The sequence below is a fragment of the Desulfosporosinus paludis genome (assembly GCF_045689965.1).
Lineage (GTDB): Bacteria > Bacillota > Desulfitobacteriia > Desulfitobacteriales > Desulfitobacteriaceae > Desulfosporosinus > Desulfosporosinus paludis.
In genome coordinates, this window is the sequence record NZ_CP144211.1 from 5,090,993 (window position 1) to 5,116,541 (window position 25,549).

Below are 25,549 nucleotides of genomic sequence, written 5' to 3' on the forward strand. Positions count from 1 at the left end.
CTTCTTGATGTGAAGTTATACACCGGAACTTTTAATTCGTTGGCAAAGTTGGGATACCAGATCGTATCCTGTTTAAGACGGGGCGTCTTACAAGTCATGAATTTCTAGAAATGCAGCGGCATTGTGAAATTGGACACCGCATTGCCCAATCCGCCCCGAACTTGCTGTCTATCGCTGATTTTATATTACGGCATCGCGAATGCTGGAATGGGGAAGGTTATCCTTTGGGGCCCAAAGAGGACGCGACCCCTATCGTATGCCGCATTTTGGCTATTGCTGATGCTTATGATGCTTATGAGGGAAGGAATCGTATGAATTTTTTAAGGAATTGACTTTGAGCATTTTCCATGTTAGATTTAAAAAAACTAATATCGCATTGGCAGGGGAGCTAGAGAGGCTGGCTGAGATTTAGACCCCAAAAAGTCTAAGACCCTATAAACCTGATCTGGATAATGCCAGCGTAGGTAAGCAGTTTCTCTTTTCTCTTCTTCTAAGGAAAGATTTAAGAGCTCAAATCCTATTCTGGAATTTGGGCTCTTTTTGCATGGAAATTTTTGCCAAGATAAGGAGGAGGACTATGAAAAAGGTACTGACGATCGCAGGTTCTGACAGCAGTGGGGGAGCAGGAATCCAGGCCGATCTCAAAACGTTTTCTGCTCATGGAGTCTTCGGTATGAGTGTCATTACAGCTGTAACCGCTCAAAACACCCAAGGAGTCTTTGCTGTTCAGGACATTTCTAGTGACGTGATTGCCGCGCAGATTAAGGCAGTTTTCGAGGATATTGAAGTAGATGGGGTAAAGGTTGGAATGGTCTCTCAAATTCCAACAATCGAGGTGATCGCCGAACAGCTGAGGTTATATGCTCCGCGGACCATTGTAATTGACCCAGTCATGGTATCTAAAAGTGGTTACCATTTGTTAAACCCTGAGGCAGAGTCAACCTTGATTCATGAACTTTTGCCTTTAGCTACGGTTGTAACCCCCAATATTCCAGAGGCCGAAGTCATAACGAAAATGGCAATTCACACCACGGCCCAAATGGAAAATGCTGCCAAGGAAATCTATCAAATGGGAGCCAAGAACGTTCTTCTTAAGGGGGGACACCTTGAAGGCGCATCTACGGATATCTTGTACGATGGCCAGAGTTTCAGATATTTTACCACAGCACGCATACAGACTAAGAATACTCATGGAACGGGCTGCACCTTGTCGTCGGCCATAACCTCTAACCTCGCTCTTTGCTATCCTCTTTACGAAGCAGTTGCCCAAGCGAAAGAGTACATTACCATAGCAATTGAACATTCTTTAGATATTGGGAAAGGTGTGGGGCCTACCCATCACTTTTATACACTTTACAAGAAGGCGGGAATTATTAAGTGAGTGAACCTGTAAAAAATAATGTAACCTGGTTTAACTTCACCACGCTCTGGTTTGGCGCAGCCATATCCGTCGCTGAGATCTTAGCAGGCGGATTATTGGCACCCTTGGGCTTTAAGATGGGAGCTCTTGCCATCATATTAGGACATATCGTTGGAACGACTCTTTTAGTACTTGGCGGAATTATCGGTACAAATGAGCGAATTCCAGCCTTGGTTTCGACCAGAATTTCTTTTGGACAATACGGGTCTTACGTATTCTCCATCTTAAATGTTTTACAGTTATTGGGTTGGACAGCTGTTATGATTATCGCTGGGGCCAGATCCGTTAATCAGATCACAAAGCTTTTATGGTCCTTCGATAATATTACGATCTGGAGCTTAGTGATAGGGGCTTTTGTCCTGGTCTGGGTATGGTTGGGAAAAGACAGCGGTTGGAAAAAAGCCAATCATATTGCCGTTATCTTACTGTTCCTCTTGACTCTTGTTCTGAGTGTGCTTATCTTCCGCAATCACGATTTATTCAGTAAACAAGTGACCGGAGAAATGACCTTCGGTTCTGCTTTGGAGTTAGCTGTAGTTATGCCTCTGTCTTGGTTGCCTTTGATCTCCGATTATACTCGTTTTGCTAAAACAAAACACGGCGGAGCTGGGGGAAGTTGGCTAGGCTACTTCTTTGGCAGCAGTTGGATGTACATTATTGGTTTAGGGGCCGCTATCATTGCATCAGATCCAGATCCTTCGGCAATGCTCTTGGCTGCTAATCTTGGCATGGTAGCGTTGGGTATTATCGTTTTGGCTACGGTGACAACCACCTTTCTGGACGCGTATTCAGCCGGGGTAACCTTATTGAATATTTTCCCTAAGTTAAATGAAAAGAAAATAGCCTTGATCATGACAGCGATTGGCACAGGATTAGCCATTATCGTAAATATTGAGCAATATCAAGATTTTCTCTACGCGATCGGTTCAGTCTTTGCGCCTTTATTTGCCATTCTCTTAACCGACTATTTCCTATTTAAAAACAAGACAATACAAAAAGACCTTTTAATCAATTGGGCTGCCTTGATCTTTTGTATCATAGGAACAATCCTCTACTATCAGTTTATCAAGTTCGATTTCTTTTTTGGATCTACCATTCCGGTTATGTTGCTTATTAGCATACTATATTCTTTAACATGGAGGTTGACAAAGACATGGAAATACGTGAGAAAATCTTAACAAATCTCAAAGCTGTCAAAGAACGGAACCCTTTGATACACCATATTACAAACTATGTAACGGTCAATGATTGTGCGAATATTGTACTTGCCCTGGGAGGCTCCCCAGTTATGGCAGATGATCACGAAGAAGTTGCTGAAATGGTGGGATTTGCTTCAGCTTTAGTCTTGAATATCGGAACTCTGAATTCAAGAACCATTGAGAGCATGCTGATAGCAGGTAAACGAGCTAAGGATATAGGGGTTCCGATAATTCTGGACCCGGTAGGTGTCGGTGCAACACAATTGCGAACTAAAACTGCCCAGAAACTGATACAAGAGCTCAATCCCAACGTTATCCGTGGAAATATGTCCGAAATCAGCGTCTTAGCAGGCCAAGAGGTTGCCATTAAAGGAGTGGATTCCTTGGCTGATGAACAAGACAGTACTGTTATTGCCAAGAAGCTCGCCTCAGCCCTAAATTGCGTCATTGCTATTACAGGTAAGACTGATGTTGTCTCTGACGGAAAGCAACTTTGTTTATTAGACAACGGGCATCGGATTCTGGCGGATGTTACAGGAACAGGATGCATGACCACTTCTTTAGTTGGCACGTATTGTGGCGCAACTACAGACTATTTCTCCGCAGCAGTAGCCGGAATAGCAAGTATGGGTTTAGCAGGCGAGATTGCCCAGGCCTCTCTCCATCACGGTGAAGGGATTGGAACCTTTCGGGCCCGAATGTTCGATAGTATCTATAATCTGACACCTGAACAACTTGCTCAGGAAAGTAAGATCCGCCATGAGTAAGATGAGCGCAGACTATAGTTTATATTTGGTCACGGATCGAATCCAACTTGGCAAACGTGATTTGGCCCACAGTGTGGAACTAGCTATCCAGGGCGGAGTCACTCTTGTTCAGCTCCGAGAAAAATCCATATCAACTCGAGAATTTCTAGAAATAGCCTATCAAGTGAAAGAGATCACTTCGCGCTATAAAATCCCCTTGTTTATTAATGATCGTTTGGATATTGCCCTGGCCGTAGACGCTGATGGCTTGCATATTGGTCAAGATGACCTCCCCTTAACTAAAGCAAAAGAACTCTTTCCCAATAAACTAATAGGAGTCTCTGCCAGCAACCTAGCAGAAGCTCTTTTGGCTGCAGAACAGGGTGCAGACTATTTAGGAGTTGGAGCGATGTATAGTACCTCAACAAAATCCGATGCTAAACTAGTCAGTCTTGATGAGTTGGAACTCATTAAAAAATCAGTATCAATCCCTGTCGTAGCGATTGGTGGAATTAATCAGCAAAATGTTCAGCAAATCATGGATACCCGGATCGATGGAGTCGCTATTGTATCGGCCATTCTGGCTCAAGACGATATCCTTCAAGCTGCCCATGATTTCCAAACGCTCCTAAAATCAAATCGTTAATTTTAATGATAGAAACGGAGTCCTTAGGAAGGGCTCCGTTTCTGCCTTGAATCTTAATCCGTTTAGGTTAAGCCAACCTGAATTAGGCTTGTAGAGTCTTAAACGGTGCGATATACTTGAAAACATACATATTGGATAAGGATATTATCACACAAGGAGGAGTCTAAATGCTGCAAGGAAACGTTGCTTTAATAACTGGTGGAGGGACTGGGATTGGCAAAGCGATCGCTTTGATTCTCGCTAAGTCAGGAGTTGATATTGCGATTAATTATTCTCGTTCGGAAGTCGATGCTTTGACGACCCGCGCTGAGGTTGAAGGCTTGGGGGTTCGCTGTTTAATATATCAGGCAGATGTATCAAACGATGCCGAGGTTAGATCCATGGTAAACAAGGTCATCACTGATTTTGGCAAACTGGACATTCTTGTGAACAATGCAGGTATGACACACTTTGTTGACCACGTTGATCTCGATGGTTTAAAAGAAGAGTATTGGGATGATATTATGGGGGTCAATGTAAAGGGAACGTTCTTTTGTTCAAGGGCTGCAGCCCCCGAACTCAAAAAGGCCCATGGATGTATTGTGAATATGGCATCCATTGCCGGTCTTACGGGTTTAGGCAGTTCCATCGCCTATTCCGCTTCTAAAGCTGCAGTGATCAGTGTCAATAAATCGTTAGCACGAGTTCTTGCTCCTGAAGTCCGGGTTAATGCGGTTGCCCCCGGTATTGTGCAAACCCGATGGGTGGAAGGAAAGGACGAACATATCGCCCATCTTGCTGCAGGTACTCCACTCGGGCGAGTGGCCACTCCAGAAGATATTGCAGAAGTTGTTTATTCACTTATCGCTCATGCTGGCTTCGTAACTGGGCAAACTATTGTCGTCGATGGAGGAAATTTCATCTAAACTTCGGACAGGCAGGCAAGAAGGAGGGAAGCCCGGATGTTCCGTAAGTCACTGATCTTACTAGTTATACTTAGCCTTCTCAGTTTCCCCATGAACATGCTCTCTCCTCAGCCTGCAGAAGCCAGGATAAATGCATCCCTTTGAATTACAATTTATTGCAAGGTCATTCTGATCCTCATCCTACTCAGCTAGGACATCGCCTAATATTCCAAACACTTTCCACCTTGTTCGAACTGGCCAATGCCATTCCCTGGGACAATAAAATGAAAGCTCCGCCAGGCTCGTACTGTCTCCTAATCAAAAATGGATTACCTGCTCGGAATGGTAAGACACTTGAGAAAAGCGTGTGTATGAATTTCACAGTGGAATAATAAGGCACTTGACAAAAGGTTGAATTTGATTATAATAAAAGTATAAAGATTAATAGTTAAATTCAGTTATAAACTCGTTGGGGCATGCTAGGTAACGTTTCGATTCATCGGAGGTTTCAGCATTGCAATCTGTAGTATGAATGCTGAATTCGAAGAATTAGAAACTACCTAGAAGGTAGTTTTTCCTTGTTCAAAGAGAGTTTTCCCGCAAGGTTCCTCCGTGTTTCTCTGTTGAGTAAGTCTGAGTAAATTTTCCTCGGTAACCAGTTCATTCGTTGATTCTGCTAGGAAATTGGGTCCAGATTTCAGAGGGTTGCCCCTAAACACATTTCATCAGAAGTAGTGGAGGATTTGTCGAGATTAGTTTGCTAACCTGTTTTTCCGGTTCACACTTAACTTTAATAAAGGTTATTAATGATTAATCCAGAGCCGTTTATCCATTAATTCTGGGGGAACTTTGCGGGATATATTAGAGTTTAAGCCACTTTGCAAGTGGCTTTTTCTTTTTCTCTGGATTTTCTTGAGGAATTCTTGACATAATCACACAACGATATTGACAATTTTAGTGTATTCTATGACTATGGTTTTACTTAAATAGATATAAGGCACATGAAAAAGACGAAAGGCCGTCCTTGCTGTGGGACGGTCTTTCAATTTAGAAGAGATGGCGACTCAAGAGGATCGCAGAAGAAAATTCCATATTGTGGACAGATCAGGATTGAATCGGTTAAAATAAGGATTAACCAAACTATTTGATGAAGTAAGGAGAATGTTAATGAGTATACATATTGGTGCCAAAGTAGGGGAGATTGCTAATACAGTTCTTTTACCCGGAGATCCACTGCGAGCAAAATTTATTGCCGAAACGTTTTTGGAAAGTCCCGTTTGTTACAATGAAGTAAGAGGAATGTACGGATTCACAGGAACTTACCAAGGAAAACGTATTTCTGTCCAAGGAACAGGAATGGGGATGCCTTCAATATCAATCTACGTCAACGAACTCATCACTGAGTATAAGGTTCAGAATTTAATCCGCATTGGAACATGTGGAGGTATGCAGGAGGACATCCACCTTAAAGATGTCATTTTAGCGATGAGTGCTTCTACAGATTCGAACATGAACAAGCTGAGATTCAATAACATGGACTTTGCACCTACTGCTAACTTTTCTTTACTCATGAAAGCCTATAATAATGCTCTGAAATTAGGAATTCCAGTTCGAGTGGGGAACATATTAAGTACGGATACCTTTTATGGAGATCAACCCGACGATTGGAAACAATGGGCCAAGTTTGGAGTTTTAGCTGTGGAAATGGAAGCAGCAGCATTATATACGTTAGCTGCTAAATTTAACGTCAAGGCCCTCGGAATTATGACAGTCAGTGATAGTCTTGTGACACACGAAATCACAACATCTGAAGAACGCCAGAAAACCTTCCGCAACATGATTGAGATTGCGCTGGAAACTGCACTGGAATTTGCAGAATAACAGCACTTGAGTAAATACTTAGTATTCATTCACAAGGAGGTAAACGTATGATTTTGACGACAACTCCATCGATTGAAGGTCACCATATTACTTCGTATTTAGGTATTATAACGGGAGAAGCTATTATGGGAGCTAACATCATGCGTGATCTATTTGCCAGTATTACCGATATTATCGGCGGGCGTTCAGGGGCATATGAAGAAAAATTACAAGATGCCCGAAGTGTGGCCTTAAAGGAATTGGAAGAACGTGCCGCAAGAATCGGTGCCAATGCAGTGGTTGGGATCGATTTGGATTATGAAGTAGTAGGGCAAAATGGCAGTATGCTGATGGTTAGCGCCTCTGGTACTGCAGTTAGAGTGGAATAACATTTTATAAACAATGGCCCCGATGAGGAGGATTTATGCCGAAATTCTATAAAATACTATGGTCTATCGCAATTTTAGTGATCTTAGTGACAATAATCAGCTTCACCTTTGGATTCCTTTTAATTGGAGTTTCCATAGCCGGATTGATCGGGATTTATCGTTATTACTGGGGCAGGAAGCATTCCAAAAGTTTTCAAAATCGGCCGAGGAATTTCTCTTCTGGCGAAGTAATAGACATTACCCCTAAGCCGTCATCAGACAATTTGGGACTAAAGCCGTAATTACATCTCATAAAAACAGCCTCCTCGATATGAGGAGGTTGTTTTTTAAACTTAAAATTTTGCAACTTAGCGTCCTTTTCTAAAGGGCATTTGGGGAGCAGCTTGCATTCGATTTGAAAGGTCATCATAGGAGTTGATCCCTTTTTTAGCTAAAAAACGTTGCATACCTGCCGGCATCGGTCGATTAGCTTGATTTAGGAACTGGGTGTTCTCTCCCGCATCTTGACCTCCAAGATCTCCCCCTTGATTTAATGAGCGATTTCTTCCAAGAAACATTTTTATGGCACCTCCTCAGTTACCATTATATGCCATTATTTGAGCGTTTGTTTTAGATGCCAAAAAATTACAGAGCAATATGGTTGCAATTGCAACTAATAAAAACTATAATAAGGATTGCTGTTGGCATTGCAACTAATTAGAAATAGTTAATTTAGATCAATGATTGAGTTCCTTAAAAATGGAGGTGGTAACTTTGAATGAGGAGTTTTCAATTCGACGATATATTTCCATTCTTTATCGATATGGTAAGTCCCATATTGCTAAAAGATTAGAATCCCTAAATATCGGCAGCGGCTACATTTTCTTGATGACTCTCTATCGTCAAGGCGGGATAAGTCAAGAGGAGCTATCTAACTTCTTAAAAATGGATAAAGGTACGACGGCTAAAGCTATTAAGAAATTGGAAGATGAAGGCTACTTAATCAGAGAAATTGACGTTAACGATCGACGTGCCTACAACGTTTTTCTTACGCCTAAAGGATTAGACGTCATTCCAAAAATTCAAAGTGCTATTAAAGACTGGGAAAGAATTATCACTTCCGGCTTTACAGAAGAAGAGGTTTATATGTCCGAACAGATTTTATACAAAATGGCTGAAAATGCAGCAAATTTTAAAGTAGAAGATGAGGAGAACTAAATGAAACAAGTGGATTACAAATGGATAGCGTTATCGTGCACCTCGCTTGGTGCTCTGCTTTCCGTATTGAGCAGCAATACCCTAATAATTGCTCTGCCTGATATCATGAAAGAATTACATGCCAGCATGAATTCTATTATTTGGACCGTCATGATCTATATGTTAGCCATTACCATTCTTGTTCCTTCAATTGGCAGGATTGCCGATATGATCGGTCGCAAAAAACTTTTTGTCGGCGGGTTTATTATCTTTACCATTGGATCTGTCTTATGTGGATTTTCGGCAACGGCTTGGCAGCTAATTCTTTTTAGGCTGATTCAATCGATTGGAGGAGCATTGCTTTTGGCCGTAAGTACACCGATCGTTGCTGACGCTTTTTCTCGCGGTGAACTTGGAAAAGCCCTTGGTATCAACGGCATGATTATTAGCGTTGGTTCAGTTATTGGACCGATTTTGGGAGGGGCCTTTGTTTCAATTGGCTGGAGATGGATATTCTACATTAACCTGCCGATAGGAATTATCGGAACTATTTGGGCATGGTCTCAGCTTAAAGAAGTCGAACGACTTCCTCAAAAACAAAAATTTGACTGGCTGGGAACCTTATTTTTTACCATTGGAATGCTTACTTTATTAGTAGCCTTAACTTTAGGTGGATTCAAAGGATGGCTAAATTCTTCCACGATTATTCTATTTGCTTTAGCGATATTTTTTATGGTTGCCTTTGTTAACATTGAAAACAAAATTGACGAGCCTATGCTCGATCTAAGCCTCTTTAAAAGCCGAATCTTAGCATTTGCCTTTACCAGTAACTTATTAAACGGAATTGCGCGAGGTGCTGTCACTTTCTTGTTAGTGTTTTACTTTCAGGGGATAAAAGGAATTGATCCCGTCATGGCTGGAATTCTCTTAACGCCCTTTGCTATCTCTATGATGATCATGGCTCCAATCAGTGGCAGATTATCTGACCGTTATGGCTCAAGAGTCCTCAGTTCATTAGGGTTGCTGATTTCAGCGTTGGGACTTATCGGGATGATGGAAATAAAAGAAAGCACCTCCATCCTAGAATTAGCTATTTGGATGTTTATAGCCGGACTTGGCTCAGGAATGTTTTTCTCCCCGAATACCAGTGCTATTATGGGTGCAGTTGCACCTGAGAGACGAGGGATAGCGGGCGGTGTCCGAACTATGATGAATAACGCTGGTAGTGTGATTAGCATGGCACTATCTATGGCCATTATATCTTCGAGCATAACCCCCGAAGCCTTGCAAGGACTTTTTGCCGGTACTCAAGTTGGTTCACAAGGTATTGCCATTGCCCAGTTTATTACCGGGCTAAGAACAGCCTTCGCTATTTCATTTTTCATGAGTCTTCTAGCCGCCGTTATTTCCTATATGCGGGGGAGCGAGCGTTCAGCGTTGGCACCGGAAAATTGAAAATGCTTAAATAAGAAGAGGCCGGAGAATATTTCATCAGTAAAGCGCAGACTCTAAATAAGATCAACCATCAGAAGTAAGATCAAGAAAGTTCAGGTGGGTAAATGGGAAAAGTGATCATTGTGGAAGGGAAAACGGATAAACAACGTTTACAACAACTTCTGGCTGAACCTGTTGAAATCGCCTGCACTAATGGCACGATCGGGGAAGACAAATTGGAAGAATTGATCTCTGAGTATAGCGAAGATGAAGTGTTTGTCCTTTTAGATGCCGACTATTCCGGTGACAAAGTTAGACGTTTATTTAAACAAGACTTCCCTAACGTTCGCCACTTGTACACCCACAGGATGTACCGAGAAGTGGCAACCACTCCATGGCATGTTTTGGCTCAAATCCTTGAGGGGGCACACTTTGAAGTCCAAATACCTGATGACGAAGAAACTTAAAGAATGGAACCTTAAAAGCGGCTGTAACAAATCTTTTTTTAGATTTATTACTGCCGCCTTTAATATAACAAAATAAATTAAAAAAATTATCCCTGCACAAGCAATGTTAGATTAGCTTATATTTATTTACAGGACGTCCTACGGAGCCATATTGACTTTAAAGGGTGGAAAAAGCGGAATGGTAAAACAATTAATAAAAAAGTAGTTCTTTTAGCTGACTTAGGAGCAGCCCTAATAAAAGCCCGTAAGGAAGGAATTAATATAATAATCAATGCGATCAGCGTATGGAATACAGTTTATTAGCTAAAAGCCATAAAGCTTAGGAAGGACAGAGGGAATCTAAAAGAGGAGCTACTGAATCGTATTTCGCCTCTTGGATGGGAATTTGAGAAAGGTCGAGAAACTTTTGGTGGTAGGAGAAAATATCTTGTTCTTATGATATATAATGTTAAACATTCTGTAGAAACCTAATCCTTCTATTGGAATACAGACAATTCCCGAATTACTGATAACCGAAAACCCAGAAACTATAGAGACTCCTAAACCGGCGCTTACCGCTTGTTTTACTGCTTCAGTATTATTTAATTCTAGAGCAATACTTACCTTTAAGCCATGATTGGCAAGGATATTCTCGATAATTGATCGAGTGCTTGAACCGCGCTCTCTAAAGATAAATTGTTCACTTTCTAAGTCTTTTACGTGAACGCTGGCTCTGTTAACCCACGGATGCTTAACTGGAACAACTAAAAACAATTCATCTTTCAGCCAGGGTTCTACATTGAGCTCTGGCGGACAAATTATTTCTTCTCCGATGATGCCGATATCAAGCATATTTGTATTAACCATCTCTACTATTCTTTGACTGTTAGCTATCTCTAATTTAGGAACTATTTCTGGATAAATAGATTTGAAATTACCCAAAATCTTAGGTAATAAATAGACACCCGGAGTTGTGCTTGCACCTATTAATAACCTACCTTTGTGGCATCCTTTTAGTTCTTCAATGGCATGTACTCCTTCGTCAATTAAGGAAAAGATCTTTTGAGAATAAAGGAAAAGTGTCATTCCAGCCTCAGTTAAAACTATTTTCTTACCCAGTTGCTCGAAGAGACTGACCGCTAGGTACTCTTCGAGCTTTTTTATTTGGATAGAAACTGATGATTGGCTAGTATAAAGTTCTTCGGCAGCCCTTGAAAAACTAAGGTTATTTGCGACGCAATTAAAAACCATCAGGTGATTCGCATTGATCACTTGTTGACTACCTCCCATCTCTTTTGAGTATAGATATTATACTATTTATATATTTTTAATATAACACTTATCAAGGTATGATTAAATAAGAAACATTCATTGGATAGGAGTGGAAGATGATGTTAAACAAAGAGAAATTTACACTTACTCAGATGGTCAGTTGTGCGGGTTGAGCAGCAAAAATAAGTCCTCAGGACTTGGCGCAGGTCCTGCGCCAATTACCACAAATTAATGATCCTAACATACTAGTAGGCACTAACACAGCTGACGATGCTGCGGTTTATAAGGTGAATGATTCTCTAGCCATTGTACAAACGGTTGATTATTTCACGCCGGTAGTTGATGATCCATATACATTTGGTTTAATCACAGCTGCTAATTCTTTAAGCGACATTTATGCGATGGGTGCCCAGCCTCTTTTTGCCCTAAACATTGTCGGCTTTCCTTCTAAGAAACTTTCCATGGACGTGCTTGCTGAGATTTTAAAGGGTGGAGCTGCGAAGGCCGCTGAAGCTAGGATTAGCGTTATAGGCGGTCACACTATCGAAGATCCCGAGCCTAAATATGGAATGGTTGTTACAGCAGTCATTAATCCAGCTCAGGTAGTCACCAACGCGGGAGCCAAAGCGGGTGATATGCTCGTCCTAACCAAGCCTTTAGGGCTGGGAATCATAACCACAGCTATGAAAAAAGGCCTTGCTAGCCCGGAGGTAATAGCTGAAGCAATTGAGGTCATGAGTACCCTTAATAAGGGTGCGGCTGAAGCTATGGTTAAAGTAGGAGTTAACGCTTGTACTGACATTACTGGTTTTGGGTTTCTTGGACATTTACATGAAATGGCTAGAGCGAGCCATCTGGGAGCTAAGATTTTCCTGGCTGACGTGCCAGTTATCCCAGAGACCTGGAATTTGATTAAGAATCAGCCGGGAGTAGTACCCGGTGGCACTCGAAAGAACTTAGAATTCCTAAAAGAAGACCTAATTATTAACCCAGGTATATCTGAAGTCGATTTGCTCGCTTTGGCAGACGCCCAGACCTCTGGAGGTTTATTGATCTCTGTCCCTGAAGAAAAGTTACCAGACCTTCTCCATGGCTTGAAAGAAGCTGGAATTCAAACAATCGCTGTTGTGGGTAAAATGGTACAGAATGATGCATTTAAGTTGGAAATATCTAAGTAATCGAGGGTCTAACTATGACGACTTTATTGCTCTTCGTTCTTTTTGCCCTTGGATTAATAGGAGGCTTTTTTTCTGGACTTTTGGGGATTGGTGGAGGGATCATCATGGTCCCCTTGTTGCTTTATGTGCCTTCATTAATCGGTCTTGAAGCTATTCCCATGAAAACGGCTGCCGCAATTACAATAGTCCAGAGTATGGCAGGTTCTTTTTCAGGGTTAATGGTTCATAAAAAAAATGATTTTGTTCACACGAAACTTATTATTTATATGGGTAGTGGAGTTGTTTTAGGTTCGCTAGTAGGTTCGTTCTTCTCCAAGCAGATACAAGGAGAAGTAATGCTGGGAATTTTTGCAGGTATGGCACTAATAGCTACAGTATTGATGTATATACCTCGTAAAAAGGATGATGATTTACCGGTTGAAAATGTTGAGTTAAATAAATTTCTCGCTTTTTTCGTTGCCTTGTTAGTAGGCATACTAGGAGGGATTGTCGGCCAGGGTGGTGCTTTCATTTTAATTCCGCTGATGCTATATGTTCTTAAAATACCTACAAGGATTGCACTTGGCAGTTCAGTGGCTATAACGTTTCTTTCCGCGTTGGCTGGATTTATTGGAAAGTGGGGAACGGGACAAATCCCCTTCGTAATGGCTATAGTTCTAGTTGTCGGTGCATTAATAGGGGCACAGCTGGGGGGACGTTTAAGTAACCGGTTGCAAACGGCAAGTCTTCGAACAATTTTGAGCGCCGTTATTACAATAACAGCTTTGAAGATGTGGTTTGAATTAAACCCTATTGTAGGCTACCTTCTCACTATTGGGTCAGTGCTATTCTTGTTAGTATTCTTTCTTAACGGCAAGAGGAAACAAAAAAATCCGGATTCAAGCAACATAACGCTTAAAACTTAAACTAACAACGAAACTCGTTTATCCTGGCGGCCCGGGGAAGAAAAAACTCTACAAGCACTTTTTAAGGAGAGAAAAATACGACCGGAAAGAATACGCCCAAGAAAGCTGATCGGAAAGTATGGTCTTCAGACGCTTGTCTCTCTTGGTAAACTAATGGCCGGAGTTCTACACTACAAGTCTTTTATTTATATATTGTTTTAGGATTGATCGCCAGATTTAACGGATTTGGGATCTGGCAATTCATTAAAAATATTAAAGAAGAAATGTTCATCGTTGCACAAGTTGTATTAAGAATTATGAAGCATAGTAGGAATACAAAAGTTTATGGAGAATAAATAGGAGAAGCCGCATTGATCCGAAAAAAGATCGAGAGCCGGTCTATAATCTTGCCCATGACTTTCACGATCGTTTCTCCAACCAATTCGGAGGGACATGTTGTCGAGTGTTAAACCCTCACGACTTTGATTCATCGGAGCATCTCAGGCCTTGCTTAAAACTAACTGGGGGAACTGCCAAACTTCTTATGTGGAAAAAGAGTTAGTATTACTTAGGGAGTAAGAGTTTACATCTCAAGCAATTGATTACTTAAGATGAGGATTGCTAATAGCTCCGATCTTCTAGTGAGATGGGAGTTTTTTAGTGGATATTCTCGGCCTTTTAGGTGAGATTATACCAAGAAGAAAAACTAAGTCCGCATTCAGAAAGGAGTCATTTCAAATGAACTATGATTTTGACAAACTATATGATCGTCGCCGGACAGGTTCGATAAAATGGGACTTTAATCAAAGAATCTTTGGTCGAGAGGATGTCTTGCCTCTCTGGGTAGCGGATATGGATTTTCTGGCGCCGGAAGCTGTGGTAGAGGCCTTGGTAAATCGTGCAAAACACGGAATTTATGGCTATACGGACGGAATGGATGAGTATTATGATTCTTTAACAGCCTGGATGGCAGAGCGCCATAGTTGGCAAATTCAGCGGGACTGGATTGTGTTTAGCCCGGGAATTGTTCCGGCTCTCAATGAATTAGTACGTGCCCTAACGAAACCCGGGGATAAAATTCTGCTTCAGTCTCCGGTGTACCCCCCTTTTTTTCAGGCAATTAAGAATCATGGCCGTGAGTTAGTCAACAGTCAGCTAAACCTAGTCAACGGCAAATATGTTATGAATTTTGAAGACTTAGAGGAGAAATTTGCGCACGGTGTAAAGATGATGATTTTGTGCAGTCCGCACAATCCGGTTGGGCGAGTTTGGCAGCGTGAAGAACTTGAGCGCTTGGGTCGTCTTTGCCTAACTTATGATGTTTTGGTTATTTCCGATGAAATTCATTCCGATCTTATTTATAACGGATATCGTCATATACCTTTGTCCTCCCTTACGCCAGAGCTGGCTTCTCAGTCAATTGTCTGCACTGCTCCCAGCAAGACGTTTAACTTGGCCGGTTTACAAACCTCAAACTTAATCATTCCGAACAAAAAGTATCGAGAGGCCTATAAATCCTCAGCAAACTTAACCGGCATCCATCATCCAAATCTCTTTGGAATAACCGCCCTAGAAACGGCCTATCGGGAGGGCAGGGAATGGTTGGAGCAGTTAATGCTTTACCTGCAGGGCAACTTAGAATTTCTTACGTCATTCATAGCCCGTGAGTTGCCGCAAATTGGCGTCATTCAACCTGAAGGAACTTATTTAGTTTGGCTTGATTTTAGAGCCTTAGACTTAGAACCTAAGACTTTACAGGAATTCTTAGTCCACAAGGCCGGTGTGGGATTAAACGCAGGTTATGCTTTCGGGGCAGGTGGAGAAGGTTTTGAACGGATAAATATAGGGTGTCCACGCTCAGTCTTAGAGGAAGGGCTAGAGAGAATCAAAAAGGCCTTAAATTGGTAACATTGAATGAGCTAGAAGACTTTTGGTGAGCGTCAAATCCAGAGTATTGACCATTTTGACTTTAATTTATTTCAGAATCATGGTATTATGCAAGCTAAGAGATATCATTGCATCAATGGGGATGCGTTAAACATTTGATGACGAGGTCATAGACTAAGTGCTATGGCCTTAACATATTTTGTCATAACTCAGCGTCAGGACTCTAAGGGATAACCTAAATAACGATTTATAGGAACAACGAGGGAGGTCATTATGGAATCACAATCTGTCAAGAGAATTTATGTTGAAAAAAAACCTGGTTACGATATTGAGGCTCGGGGTTTATTAAGTGATTTACGAGAAAACTTGGGTATCAAATCGTTAAAAGGTTTGCGAATTATTAACCGCTATGATATTTCCGGAATTACGGATGAGGAATACAGACAGTCTCGTCCGATTATTTTTGCCGAACCCCCTCTCGATTTAATGTATGATGAAAATCTGGACATCCCTAGCCAAGAAAGAGTTTTTGCCATGGAATACCTGCCTGGGCAATATGACCAACGGGCGGACTCTGCAGCTCAATGTATTCAAATTCTCACTCAAAAAGAGCGGCCTAATATCGCTTCCGCGAAAGTCATCGTTTTACAAGGCCCCCTAAAAGAAGAGGATTTCCAGGCAATCAAGCGTTATTGTATAAATCCTGTGGAATCAAGAGAAGCTTCTTTGGAAAAACCGGCTGATCTGGAATTGGAGCCTGTCATCCCTCCAGACGTGGAAATTATCTCTGGTTTCATTCTTAAAACATCTGAGGAACTCCAAGAGTTTTTTCAAGAATCCGGCTTGGCCATGAGTTTTGAGGACTTAACCTTTTGCCAGACTTATTTCCGAGAGACTGAAAAGCGGAATCCAACGTTGACGGAAATTCGAGTCATTGACACTTATTGGTCTGATCATTGTCGTCATACAACCTTTAATACCAGAATTGAAGAAGTCACTATTCCCGAAGGGGACTTTGCCGCCCCTTTGAATCGTTCTTACCAAGAGTACCTTAAATCGCGGGACTATGTCTATGCCGAAAAAGCACTAAAACGGGATATCTGTCTTATGGATCTTGGTACTTTAGGAATGAAGGAATTAAAGAAGAGAGGGTTACTTCAAGACCTTGATGAATCTGACGAGATAAATGCCTGCAGTATCATCGTCAAGACAGATGTGGACGGCCAAACTGAAGAGTGGCTTGTGATGTTTAAAAATGAAACTCACAATCATCCTACAGAAATCGAACCTTTTGGAGGAGCTGCAACCTGTTTGGGAGGAGCCATTCGCGATCCTTTGTCGGGGCGAACCTACGTCTATCAAGCGATGCGCGTGACGGGAAGCGGAGATCCCAGGAGTAAACTGGAAGATACCTTGACCGGCAAATTGCCACAACGAAAAATCACCCAAGGTGCTGCCTCCGGTTATAGTTCCTACGGTAATCAGATTGGTCTCGCCACAGGTCAAGTCACTGAGGTCTATGATGAAGGTTTTATCGCGAAACGTATGGAAATCGGGGCAGTTATCGCAGCGGCTCCGCGCAAAAATGTAAGGCGTGAAGCTCCTCAGCCAGGGGATATTGTCGTCCTGGTTGGAGGAAGAACCGGTCGTGACGGATGTGGCGGGGCAACGGGATCTTCCAAAGAACATACTTCTGAATCCTTGTTAACATGTGGTGCGGAAGTTCAGAAAGGAAACCCTCCCACCGAACGCAAAATTCAGCGGCTCTTCCGCAAACCAGAGGTCAGCACAATGATTAAACGCTGCAATGACTTTGGAGCCGGCGGAGTTTCTGTGGCAATCGGAGAATTAACCGATGGATTAGAAATTAACCTGGACGCCGTTCCTAAAAAATACGAAGGGCTTGATGGAACAGAACTGGCAATTTCCGAGTCGCAGGAGCGCATGGCAGTTGTCATTAATTCCGAAAATCTGGAGAGATTTATCAATTTTGCTCAAGAGGAAAACTTGGAAGCTACGTTAGTGGCTCAAGTAAGTTCTAAACCAAGGCTTAAAATGACCTGGAGAGATCAGGTTATCGTTGATTTAAGCAGAGAGTTTCTGAATACCAATGGGATTAAACAAACTACAAAAGTTCAAGTCAATTTACCGGATGCAGACAGTAATTACTTTAAAGAATTACCCGGTGCTCTAACATCCTTCATAAATGAAGAACCCGCTTCATCCTCAGTTGCACAAGCTTGGTTAGCGAACTTACAGGATTTGAACGTCTGCAGTCAAAAAGGCCTTGCAGAAAGGTTCGACAGCAGTATTGGAATGTCTACCGTCCTGATGCCTCTAGGCGGTAAATATCAAATCACTCCTGCCGAAGGCATGGTAGCTAAGCTCCCAGTTTTATCCGGAGATTCCAAGCTTGCCACGATGATGACCTTTGGCTATAATCCTCAGTTGGCGAAATGGAGCCCATTTCACGGAGCCCTTTATGCTGTGGTGGATGCGGTTACAAAAATCGTAGCTTTAGGTGGAGATTATCGTCAAGTCCGTCTGACACTCCAAGAGTATTTTGAAAAACTCGGTTCCGATCCTGAAAAGTGGGGAAAACCTTTCAGCGCTCTGCTAGGGGCTTTTTATGCCCAGAAAAAGCTCCAAATTCCGGCCATCGGCGGAAAGGACAGCATGTCCGGTACTTTCATGGATTTAAACGTCCCCCCAACTTTAGTGACGTTTGCCGTTGCTGTCCTAGACGTCGACAACGTTGTATCTCAGGAGTTCAAAAAGCCAGGCAGTCAGGTTGTCTTAGTTTCAGTTTCTCGGGATCCGCAGGAGATTCCTGACTTTGAGCAATTGACGAGAAATTATAAGAAAGTCCATGAGTTAATTCAAGCAGGTGTCGTTTTATCCTCGCACACCATTCGAATGGGAGGGCTGGCCGCAGCTCTCAGCAAAATGTCCTTCGGAAATCGAATTGGAATCACGCTTAAGGAATCCATCGACTTCTCGAGTCTTTTCACGGCAGATTATGGTTCGCTGGTTTTAGAAATCACTGAAACTGCCAATTTAAACGATATTTTCGGAGATGTGGCCTATAAACTGCTCGGTTCAACCCACAACAATCCCGTCATAACGGTCAATGGGGCAACTATTGAGCTGGAAACCGCTCAGCGAGCCTGGGAGCAGCCCTTGGAAAAAATCTTTCCAACTCAAGCTGAAACAATACCTGTTCCAACGCTTCGAAGTTATAAATTGCGCAATACGCAAAAGCCATCCTTTAAACTAGCAAAACCTAAAATCTTTATCCCGGTCTTTCCAGGAACGAACTGCGAATATGATTCGGCCAAAGCTTTTGAGAAGGCCGGAGGATCTGTGGAAACGCTGGTCATCCGGAACTTAAGCCCCGCCGACGTAGAACAATCTATCCAGAAGATGGCCCAAATGATAACTCAAGCTCAAATTGTTATGTTGCCTGGTGGCTTTAGTGCCGGGGATGAACCTGACGGTTCCGGCAAATTTATCGCTACAATGTTCAGAAACCCTCGGATTAAAGAAGCTATTTTTGAACTGTTAAATAAACGAGATGGACTCATGCTGGGAATCTGTAATGGTTTTCAAGCGTTGATCAAACTTGGTTTAGTTCCTTACGGTGAGATCTTGGACTTAACCGATGAAGCTCCAACTCTTACCTATAACAAAATCGGGCGACACGTTTCCTGTATGGTCCAAACAAAAGTTGTGTCCGTTTTATCTCCGTGGTTTAGTGGGGTCAAACTCGGAGAGGTTCATACAGTCCCTGTATCCCATGGAGAAGGACGATTTGTTGCTAGTCAAAACATCATCGACACCTTGGCTGCTAATGGACAAATTGCTACCCAGTACGTTGATTTCAACGGCAACCCGAGCAGCAATATTCTCCACAATCCGAACGGTTCTTTTGAAGCTATCGAAGGGATTACCAGTACTGACGGACGGATCTTGGGCAAGATGGCCCATTCTGAACGTACTGGCCACGGAGTGGCAAGCAATATTCCGGGCAATAAATACCAACCTATTTTCGAAGGCGGCGTGAATTATTTCAGAGGGTAATGCTTCAAGCTTGCCATTCGATTCAACGATCGCACAGATATAAGCAATCTTTGTGTATTAGTTTAGAAAGCATTTCGTTTGCAGGGTTTCAGGTGTGTATGTCGAAAACATTAAATAGAGCACTAATTGATTTCCAAGATTATTGTAAAGGGCAGAACGAATGACGTTTAATCAAAAATAATTAGGAGATGAACTTCATGGAATCTAAATTCGAAGCAGCAGTCGTAACAGAACAGGGTAAAACCATTGCGGTGGTTTCCGTCCAGCCTTCCATATTTCATAATTCGAATAACGCTACGATGATTATTAAAGCCTTGCTGCCGGTCTTTCCAGGAATGCCGGTTGTTCTAATGACCCTCGATAACCAAGGGACTCCGGCTTATTATGGCAGATCAGATCTAATTCTTTTACTAGAAACTGTTAACATTAAAGAAGCGCCTTGGAAGGAAGTTACGGCCGAAATAGACTTGAGCAAGTCTTGTCCGACAAAAGAGGTGGAGGATGTGTAAAGGGTTTTGATCTTCCTGCACCCAAAAAAGTAGAGGAGGAATTAGCTTGGAAAAATTTTTATTTGTGCTGAGTCGAGGACTTGAAGATCCCGTCCGTGCTACACGGGCCTTTCAACTGGCCAAGGTTGCCAAGGAAAAAGGGCATGAAGTTAATATTTTCTTAGTTGATGACGCTGTTTCTTATGCAATTTTGGGATTAGCCGACAGTGTGATGGCACCTACAGGAGATAATGCGAAACAGTACCTTGACTATCTCGTTAGCCAAAATGTACCGTTTTTTGTCTGCACTCCCTGTGCTCGGACTAGACTCTTCGGGGAAGATCAATTTATCGAAGGCGCTAAATTGTCTACAGCAGGCCATCTGATCGATTTAGCAGCCGAGTCAAAAGTATTTAGTTTTTAATGAATTCTAATTACTAAAGACACCATGGTACTCTGACCTTATGTCTCAAAGCAGCTTTGATAAGTGACAGTCCGATGCCCCATATAGAGGGAAACAAGCAAAGCAGGTTATTCTATTTAGGAATAGCCTGCTTTTTTATCGACATACAACTCGAAGTTTTTGAGAACTCTCACCCAGGGGGGTGGTCTTGTAGGTGCTTAAATCCTCATTTACTTAGGCGATTTCCTAAAAGGTGGGTACGGTTAATATTCCATATCTTTGGGTTAAACTGGATATGGGTAAAAATGAATACCACTCTGTTTATGAGGAGAATCTCTATGACAAAACCATCAATCTGTAACTACGCAGTATTGCTTGTTTTAGCTATCGCCCTTGGCGGCTGTGCGATGTCAATCCCTAACCCCGATAACTCATTGCTAATTCCAGAAGATCCTTCTGTTCAACAAGCAATATCTATCCCTGTCTATCAGCGAAATGAGTTAGTATCCTCGCCAGAAGAAGCATTGCAACTCCTTTTAGAGGGGAACCAGCGATTTAAATCAGGACAAATTTTAAATAAAGATTTAAGTTTTACAAGACGCTCAGAGTTATTGAAAAAGGGACAACATCCCTTTGCGGCCATTGTAAGTTGTTCAGATTCAAGAGTGCCTCCAGAATTATTATTTGACCAAGCTCTCGGTGATATATTTGTTATCCGTGTAGCCGGAAATATTGTAACTCAGGCTGAATTAGGGAGTATAGAGTACGCTGTCGAACATTTTAAGGTACCCCTTGTTATGGTGCTTGGTCATGAAGGCTGCGGCGCTGTGACAGCTGCCGTTGAAGGAGGGGAAACTCATGGAAGCATCTCTGCAATTGTTAATAAGATTAAGCCCGCCGTCATTGAAGCCAAATCAGGAGACCTGACAGGGAGCGCCTTAATCGAAAAGTGTTCAGACCTCAATATCCAGAATTCGCTTAAAGATATCATTAAAAGTTCGATTATTAAAGAATATTTGGAAACAAAACGACTGCGAATCGTAGGCTGCAAGTATGATCTAGATGAAGGCGGAATATCGTTCGTTGACTAATGAAAGTTGCCGTACTGTTCTAGTGTATAGCGAACTTATTGATCGCGATTATTGATACTTCAGTAAGAAGGAGATGCAATGATAAAGCCTATCATTACATCTCTTTTTTGTCATATAAAAGATTGATTAGGTAAATAAACATTGATAATTTTGTTAGAGATTGCATCTTGCTCAAGCATTTGGGATAACGCAAAAAATGTTATTTAAAGTCGATAAATTCTTTTGCCAGAAAATCGAACGTCTAAGCGTCTATATTCTATAATAAGAGATAACCAATCAAACAAGCTCTTATTTTAAGAGGAGGGAAATGGGATTTTATAGTTGAGTATGCTCAAAATTTATTCCCAGGTTAGGGCGTAAATTAACGATTTGATGGGAGAAATAAAACTAAGAGAAAGAAGGGGAGATAAGAGAATGTATAAAAAATACAGGAAAGCCATGGCGGGAATTATGTCTATGATATTTTTTTTACAAATAAGTTCTTCACCGGTTTTAGCAGCGGATAAAATTTCTGAACCTCTCTCCCAAACAATTGCTTCGCCTGAAATCAGTTTAGAAAAAGCAATCCAGATCGTGAAAACTAATTTTGAAATTCCGTCTGAATTAAGCAACTTTACTTCCAACTATAATACGAGCGACGAGCGGCAGGCCTGGTCACTTCATTGGAATAACCCAGGGAAGCCAGGAGATTTTTCCGCTGAGGTCAATGCTGTCAATGGGGATATTCTAAGTTTAAACTATTGGAGAAATGACGACTCTGCGGCAACTACGACCCTTCCGGTACTTACGAAGACAAGTGCACAAAAAATCAGTGATGATCTTCTAACTCGTCTCTTAGGAGATCGAGCAGGGCAGATAAAGCTTCTTACAAATAATCAAGAAATTTTACCCCTTAATAATTATGGTCCAATTAGCTATTCATTCCAATATCAACGACTTATTAATGATATCCCGATGTTAGGTAATGGCGTAAATGTACAAGTATCCAGTGACGATGGACACATCATCTCTTACAACCTCAATTGGAGTGATCTTAAAGTTCCTGAGAACAAAGGGGTAATTAGCGCTGGCCAAGCAGAACAAGCTTTAGCCTCGGCTCCATTCTTCAAACTTCTCTATTGGCTTCCCACTCCTTATCGGATTCTCGACATCGGCCAAAAACAAGAAGCCAAACTCGTTTACCAGTTAAGCGGGCAAACTGGTGGAGCCATTGACGCCTTTACCGGGGAACCCCTTAAGTTAAATCCCGGAGATTGGATTGCTCAAACATCGCTCAATGTTGGAATAGGAAGTAAGGGAGGTCTAGCCGGATCGGCAGCCAGTCAACCTCCGGTCCTTACTCCTCAAGAACAGCAAGAAGTTGATCGAACAGCCAAACTTCTTAAGCAAGACGAAGCGATTGCGGCGGTTCAGCGTTGGATTGGTATTCCTGATAATTTAACCTTGAGAAGTGCCAATTTAAGCACTGATTGGAGAAGTGCGGATAATCGCGTTTGGAGTTTTGACTGGTCTAACCCTAATGCGGAAAGTACAGACGGTAAAGCTCAATACTTAAGTGCCAGAATTGACGCCTCTAATGGCGAGCTTCTTGGTTTCAATCTTACTTATCCGCAAACTGATAAAAAGTCTACCGAGCTAGACCGTACTGCCATGCAAAAACTAGCCGAAGATTTTCTTAAAAAAGTTCAGCCCAGTCGTTTTAGCCAGGTAGCTTTAGATTCTGATTCTGATACTGGTTCAGGGGTTGTCAGTGATCAGGTGAAAATTATTGGACCTATTTCAACCTGCAATTTCTCCTATCATCGTATAGTCAATGGAGTTGACTTCCCGAATAACACCATGACCGTCGATGTTGAACCATCAACCGGGACGATTACCGGTTACGAACTTAATTGGTCAGATCTTGATTTTCCGACTACCTCCGGAATACTGAGCAAAGATCAAGCAGTTAAGGCCTTTTTGGCGTTACGCCCCATGACCTTGACTTACGTTCGAATATACTCAAACGGAGTTCCTGGAGAGGTCCGTTTAGTCTATCTTCTTTTAAATCAGGATCAAAGTACCCAGAACTCCAACATTATCGATGCTAGGAGCGGAGAGATGCTCGATTATCAAGGGCAACCGTTAGAAAAGAGTCCTAAGCCCTATAGTTTCACGGATATATCAAGGATTGAGGGTGAACAAGAAATCATGGCCCTTGGACAAGCGGGATTATTTGGAGATTTTGGGAACAGTTTCAAGCCGAATGAGACGATGAGCCTTGCCTCATTATTGCGGGCCATGTATCTGAGCCGGTTTGGTCTAGGGAAAACTCTTCTCTGTCAAATGCCGAAATTTTGGCGAAAGCTAAAGAACAGGGTTGGTTAAAAGAAGATTTACAACCAAGTGATCCCGTTAAACGAGAGCTTTTGTGTAAACTCCTTCTCCGCTATCTACAGCTCAATAAGCTAGCTGAACTGAAAAATATATATCAGGTTGATTTCCAGGATGCGGATCAAATTACTCCAGATGCTTTGGGATACGTTGCTCTGGCAACAAGCAGCGGGATCTTGAAGATTAAAGGACAAGACTTCGCCCCAGGCGAAGCAGTAAATCGTTCCGAGGCCGCAATAGCGTTGTTTAGAACTCTAAGTTGGCGCAGCTAATGCAGAGTTACAAATAATTTAAGTTAGTCATGGAGTCTTTCGTCTGTGCGGACAAAAGACTCCATGTTTTCTTTATACCTTATCAAATATCGACATATAATCTTAGATCCTTTAGGATTGCTTCACGTCACGGGCTTAAAGGCCTTTGACCGCCCTCAAACATAGCCAGCAGGAATTAGACCAAAATTGTTGAATTATAGATAGTAACCTGGAAGGACATGTTATCATAGAAACAACTTATAAAAGAACAAAGAAATCCTTAAAAAAGAGAGGGAAATGACAAATGCTCAATCATCAACGATTGATCGCTGAATTCTTAGAACTCGTCAAAATTGATTCCCCGACGCGTAAAGAGCGACAAATTGCCGAAATCCTTAAAGATCGCCTGATGGACTTAGGGATGGATGTTAGCGAGGATCAAACCGGTACTGCCATTGGCGGCAACTGCGGAAATGTCTTTGGATATCTGAAGGGAAATCTTCCAGAGGCGCCGACACTATTGCTTTCAGCGCATATGGACACGGTTGCCCCCTGTCTTAATGTTGAGCCGATCCTTGAAGAAGGAATCATAAGATCTGCAGGAGCAACCATCTTAGGGGCAGATGATAAATCTGGGATTGTACCAATTTTAGAGGCCCTGAGAGTCATTAAGGAACATGATATTTCCCACGGAAATATCCAAGTCATCTTTAGTGTAGCTGAAGAAGGCGGTCTCAACGGCTCTAAAAATCTTGATCAATCCCAGTTAAAAGCGAATTTTGGATTTGTGCTGGATTCTGGAGGAGCACCTGGTAGAATTATTCTTGAAGCTCCTGGTCAGGACCGAATAAACGTAACGATAAAAGGCAAAGCATCCCATGCAGGAATTGCTCCTGAAGAGGGGCTTAGTGCAATTGTTGTGGCTGCGAAGGCGATAGCTAAGATGACGACAGGACGCCTTGACGAGGAAACTACCTCGAATGTCGGAACGATTCAGGGCGGTCTGGCAACAAATATTGTTGCTGAAACCGTGACGATTGCTTGCGAATCAAGAAGCCGCGACATAAACAAGCTGGAACGCCATACTGCTCAGATGAGTGAGACATTCCGACAAACAGCGGAAGAGATGGGAGCTAAGGCAGAAATTGAAGTGCGACGGCTCTATGCACCGTTTAAACTATCCAGAGAATCGCAAGTGGCAAGTCTAGCGGCTGAAGCAGCACAGTCAGCTGGATTAAATCCGGAATTTGCAGCAACGGGCGGCGGCAGTGACGCAAATTACTATAATTCCTATGGGATTCCTTGTGTCGTATTATCTACCGGTATGCAAAAGCTCCATACAACGGAGGAATATATCAAAGAAGAGGATCTCTTCAGTACGACTGAACTGGTCCTGGAAATCATCAAAGCTGCCGGATTGAGAACTATAACTAAACGTTAAG

The 25,549-nt window shown here is 42.2% G+C and carries 24 protein-coding genes, 1 pseudogene and 1 riboswitch; of the genes and pseudogenes, 23 read left to right on the forward strand and 2 right to left on the reverse strand.

Annotated features, from left to right (window positions below):
* Positions 1-50: 50 nt before the first annotated feature.
* The 9 genes and pseudogenes from VZF35_RS25200 to VZF35_RS25240 all read left to right on the forward strand — a co-directional run.
* Positions 51-332 (forward strand): annotated as a pseudogene (locus VZF35_RS25200) (HD-GYP domain-containing protein); the annotation flags it as partial.
* A gap of 39 nt (positions 333-371) precedes the next feature.
* A riboswitch (TPP riboswitch) is annotated at positions 372-484 on the forward strand.
* 93 nt (positions 485-577) lie between these two features.
* Entirely contained in the window at positions 578-1,381 is an 804-nt protein-coding gene (gene thiD / locus VZF35_RS25205) for a bifunctional hydroxymethylpyrimidine kinase/phosphomethylpyrimidine kinase (protein WP_407309235.1), read from the forward strand.
* The gene (gene cytX / locus VZF35_RS25210) at positions 1,378-2,598 is read left to right on the forward strand and encodes a putative hydroxymethylpyrimidine transporter CytX (protein ID WP_407309237.1); all 1,221 of its coding nucleotides are present in this window, start codon (positions 1,378-1,380) and stop codon (positions 2,596-2,598) included. The genes thiD and cytX overlap by 4 nt, the downstream gene beginning before the upstream one ends.
* A complete protein-coding gene (gene thiM / locus VZF35_RS25215) occupies positions 2,574-3,386 on the forward strand; it encodes a hydroxyethylthiazole kinase (protein ID WP_407309239.1) in 813 nt (270 codons plus the stop codon). Before cytX ends, thiM begins: the two co-directional genes overlap by 25 nt.
* On the forward strand, positions 3,379-4,011 hold the full coding sequence (gene thiE / locus VZF35_RS25220) for a thiamine phosphate synthase (protein ID WP_407309241.1): 633 nt from the start codon (positions 3,379-3,381) through the stop codon (positions 4,009-4,011). Before thiM ends, thiE begins: the two co-directional genes overlap by 8 nt.
* Positions 4,012-4,178: 167 nt before the next feature.
* Positions 4,179-4,916 (forward strand): SDR family NAD(P)-dependent oxidoreductase, encoded by a 738-nt coding sequence (locus VZF35_RS25225; RefSeq protein ID WP_407309243.1) that lies wholly within the window; start codon positions 4,179-4,181, stop codon positions 4,914-4,916.
* A 1,146-nt stretch (positions 4,917-6,062) separates the two neighbouring features.
* Positions 6,063-6,776: a purine-nucleoside phosphorylase gene (gene deoD / locus VZF35_RS25230; RefSeq protein WP_407309244.1), complete on the forward strand. Its 714-nt coding sequence runs from the start codon at positions 6,063-6,065 to the stop codon at positions 6,774-6,776.
* 47 nt (positions 6,777-6,823) lie between these two features.
* Positions 6,824-7,144 (forward strand): heavy metal-binding domain-containing protein, encoded by a 321-nt coding sequence (locus tag VZF35_RS25235; protein ID WP_407309246.1) that lies wholly within the window; start codon positions 6,824-6,826, stop codon positions 7,142-7,144.
* Positions 7,145-7,179: 35 nt separating this feature from the next.
* On the forward strand, positions 7,180-7,425 hold the full coding sequence (locus tag VZF35_RS25240) for a hypothetical protein (RefSeq protein WP_407309248.1): 246 nt from the start codon (positions 7,180-7,182) through the stop codon (positions 7,423-7,425).
* 66 nt (positions 7,426-7,491) lie between these two features.
* On the opposite strand, the gene VZF35_RS25245 is transcribed toward VZF35_RS25240, so the two are convergent.
* Positions 7,492-7,701: a hypothetical protein gene (locus VZF35_RS25245; protein ID WP_407309250.1), complete on the reverse strand. Its 210-nt coding sequence runs from the start codon at positions 7,699-7,701 to the stop codon at positions 7,492-7,494.
* Positions 7,702-7,897: 196 nt separating this feature from the next.
* On the opposite strand from VZF35_RS25245, the gene VZF35_RS25250 reads away from it, so the two are divergent.
* The 3 genes from VZF35_RS25250 to VZF35_RS25260 all read left to right on the forward strand — a co-directional run bounded on the left by VZF35_RS25250 (position 7,898) and on the right by VZF35_RS25260 (position 10,221).
* A complete protein-coding gene (locus tag VZF35_RS25250) occupies positions 7,898-8,341 on the forward strand; it encodes a MarR family winged helix-turn-helix transcriptional regulator (RefSeq protein WP_407309252.1) in 444 nt (147 codons plus the stop codon).
* A complete protein-coding gene (locus tag VZF35_RS25255) occupies positions 8,342-9,775 on the forward strand; it encodes an MFS transporter (RefSeq protein ID WP_407309254.1) in 1,434 nt (477 codons plus the stop codon). It abuts the gene before it with no gap.
* 104 nt (positions 9,776-9,879) lie between these two features.
* Entirely contained in the window at positions 9,880-10,221 is a 342-nt protein-coding gene (locus VZF35_RS25260) for a toprim domain-containing protein (RefSeq protein WP_407309256.1), read from the forward strand.
* 351 nt (positions 10,222-10,572) lie between these two features.
* Here the strand turns inward: VZF35_RS25260 and VZF35_RS25265 are convergent, their stop codons facing one another.
* Positions 10,573-11,472 (reverse strand): LysR substrate-binding domain-containing protein, encoded by a 900-nt coding sequence (locus VZF35_RS25265; protein WP_407309258.1) that lies wholly within the window; start codon positions 11,470-11,472, stop codon positions 10,573-10,575.
* 119 nt (positions 11,473-11,591) lie between these two features.
* Here VZF35_RS25265 and selD point away from each other — a divergent pair, with 119 nt between their 5' ends.
* The 11 genes from selD (at position 11,592) to VZF35_RS25320 (ending at position 25,548) form a co-directional block, all read left to right on the forward strand.
* The gene (gene selD / locus VZF35_RS25270) at positions 11,592-12,650 is read left to right on the forward strand and encodes a selenide, water dikinase SelD (protein ID WP_407314824.1); all 1,059 of its coding nucleotides are present in this window, start codon (positions 11,592-11,594) and stop codon (positions 12,648-12,650) included.
* A 14-nt stretch (positions 12,651-12,664) separates the two neighbouring features.
* Positions 12,665-13,555 (forward strand): sulfite exporter TauE/SafE family protein, encoded by an 891-nt coding sequence (locus VZF35_RS25275; protein ID WP_407309260.1) that lies wholly within the window; start codon positions 12,665-12,667, stop codon positions 13,553-13,555.
* A 349-nt stretch (positions 13,556-13,904) separates the two neighbouring features.
* Entirely contained in the window at positions 13,905-14,096 is a 192-nt protein-coding gene (locus tag VZF35_RS25280; RefSeq protein ID WP_407314826.1) for a C-GCAxxG-C-C family (seleno)protein, read from the forward strand.
* Between the two features lie 176 nt (positions 14,097-14,272).
* Complete coding sequence (locus VZF35_RS25285; protein ID WP_407309263.1) at positions 14,273-15,442, forward strand: MalY/PatB family protein; 1,170 nt, start codon at positions 14,273-14,275, stop codon at positions 15,440-15,442.
* 252 nt (positions 15,443-15,694) lie between these two features.
* The gene (locus tag VZF35_RS25290) at positions 15,695-19,501 is read left to right on the forward strand and encodes a phosphoribosylformylglycinamidine synthase (protein WP_407309265.1); all 3,807 of its coding nucleotides are present in this window, start codon (positions 15,695-15,697) and stop codon (positions 19,499-19,501) included.
* Positions 19,502-19,698: 197 nt separating this feature from the next.
* Entirely contained in the window at positions 19,699-20,010 is a 312-nt protein-coding gene (locus VZF35_RS25295; RefSeq protein ID WP_407309266.1) for a hypothetical protein, read from the forward strand.
* Positions 20,011-20,056: 46 nt separating this feature from the next.
* Positions 20,057-20,413, forward strand: a complete 357-nt coding sequence (locus tag VZF35_RS25300; protein WP_407309268.1) for a DsrE family protein — start codon at positions 20,057-20,059, stop codon at positions 20,411-20,413.
* 317 nt (positions 20,414-20,730) lie between these two features.
* Positions 20,731-21,483: a carbonic anhydrase gene (locus VZF35_RS25305; RefSeq protein WP_407309270.1), complete on the forward strand. Its 753-nt coding sequence runs from the start codon at positions 20,731-20,733 to the stop codon at positions 21,481-21,483.
* A gap of 414 nt (positions 21,484-21,897) precedes the next feature.
* Positions 21,898-23,850 (forward strand): YcdB/YcdC domain-containing protein, encoded by a 1,953-nt coding sequence (locus tag VZF35_RS25310; RefSeq protein ID WP_407309272.1) that lies wholly within the window; start codon positions 21,898-21,900, stop codon positions 23,848-23,850.
* The gene (locus tag VZF35_RS25315) at positions 23,820-24,128 is read left to right on the forward strand and encodes an S-layer homology domain-containing protein (RefSeq protein WP_407309274.1); all 309 of its coding nucleotides are present in this window, start codon (positions 23,820-23,822) and stop codon (positions 24,126-24,128) included. The genes VZF35_RS25310 and VZF35_RS25315 overlap by 31 nt, the downstream gene beginning before the upstream one ends.
* A 283-nt stretch (positions 24,129-24,411) precedes the next feature.
* Entirely contained in the window at positions 24,412-25,548 is a 1,137-nt protein-coding gene (locus VZF35_RS25320; RefSeq protein WP_407309276.1) for a M20/M25/M40 family metallo-hydrolase, read from the forward strand.
* Position 25,549: the final 1 nt, after the last annotated feature.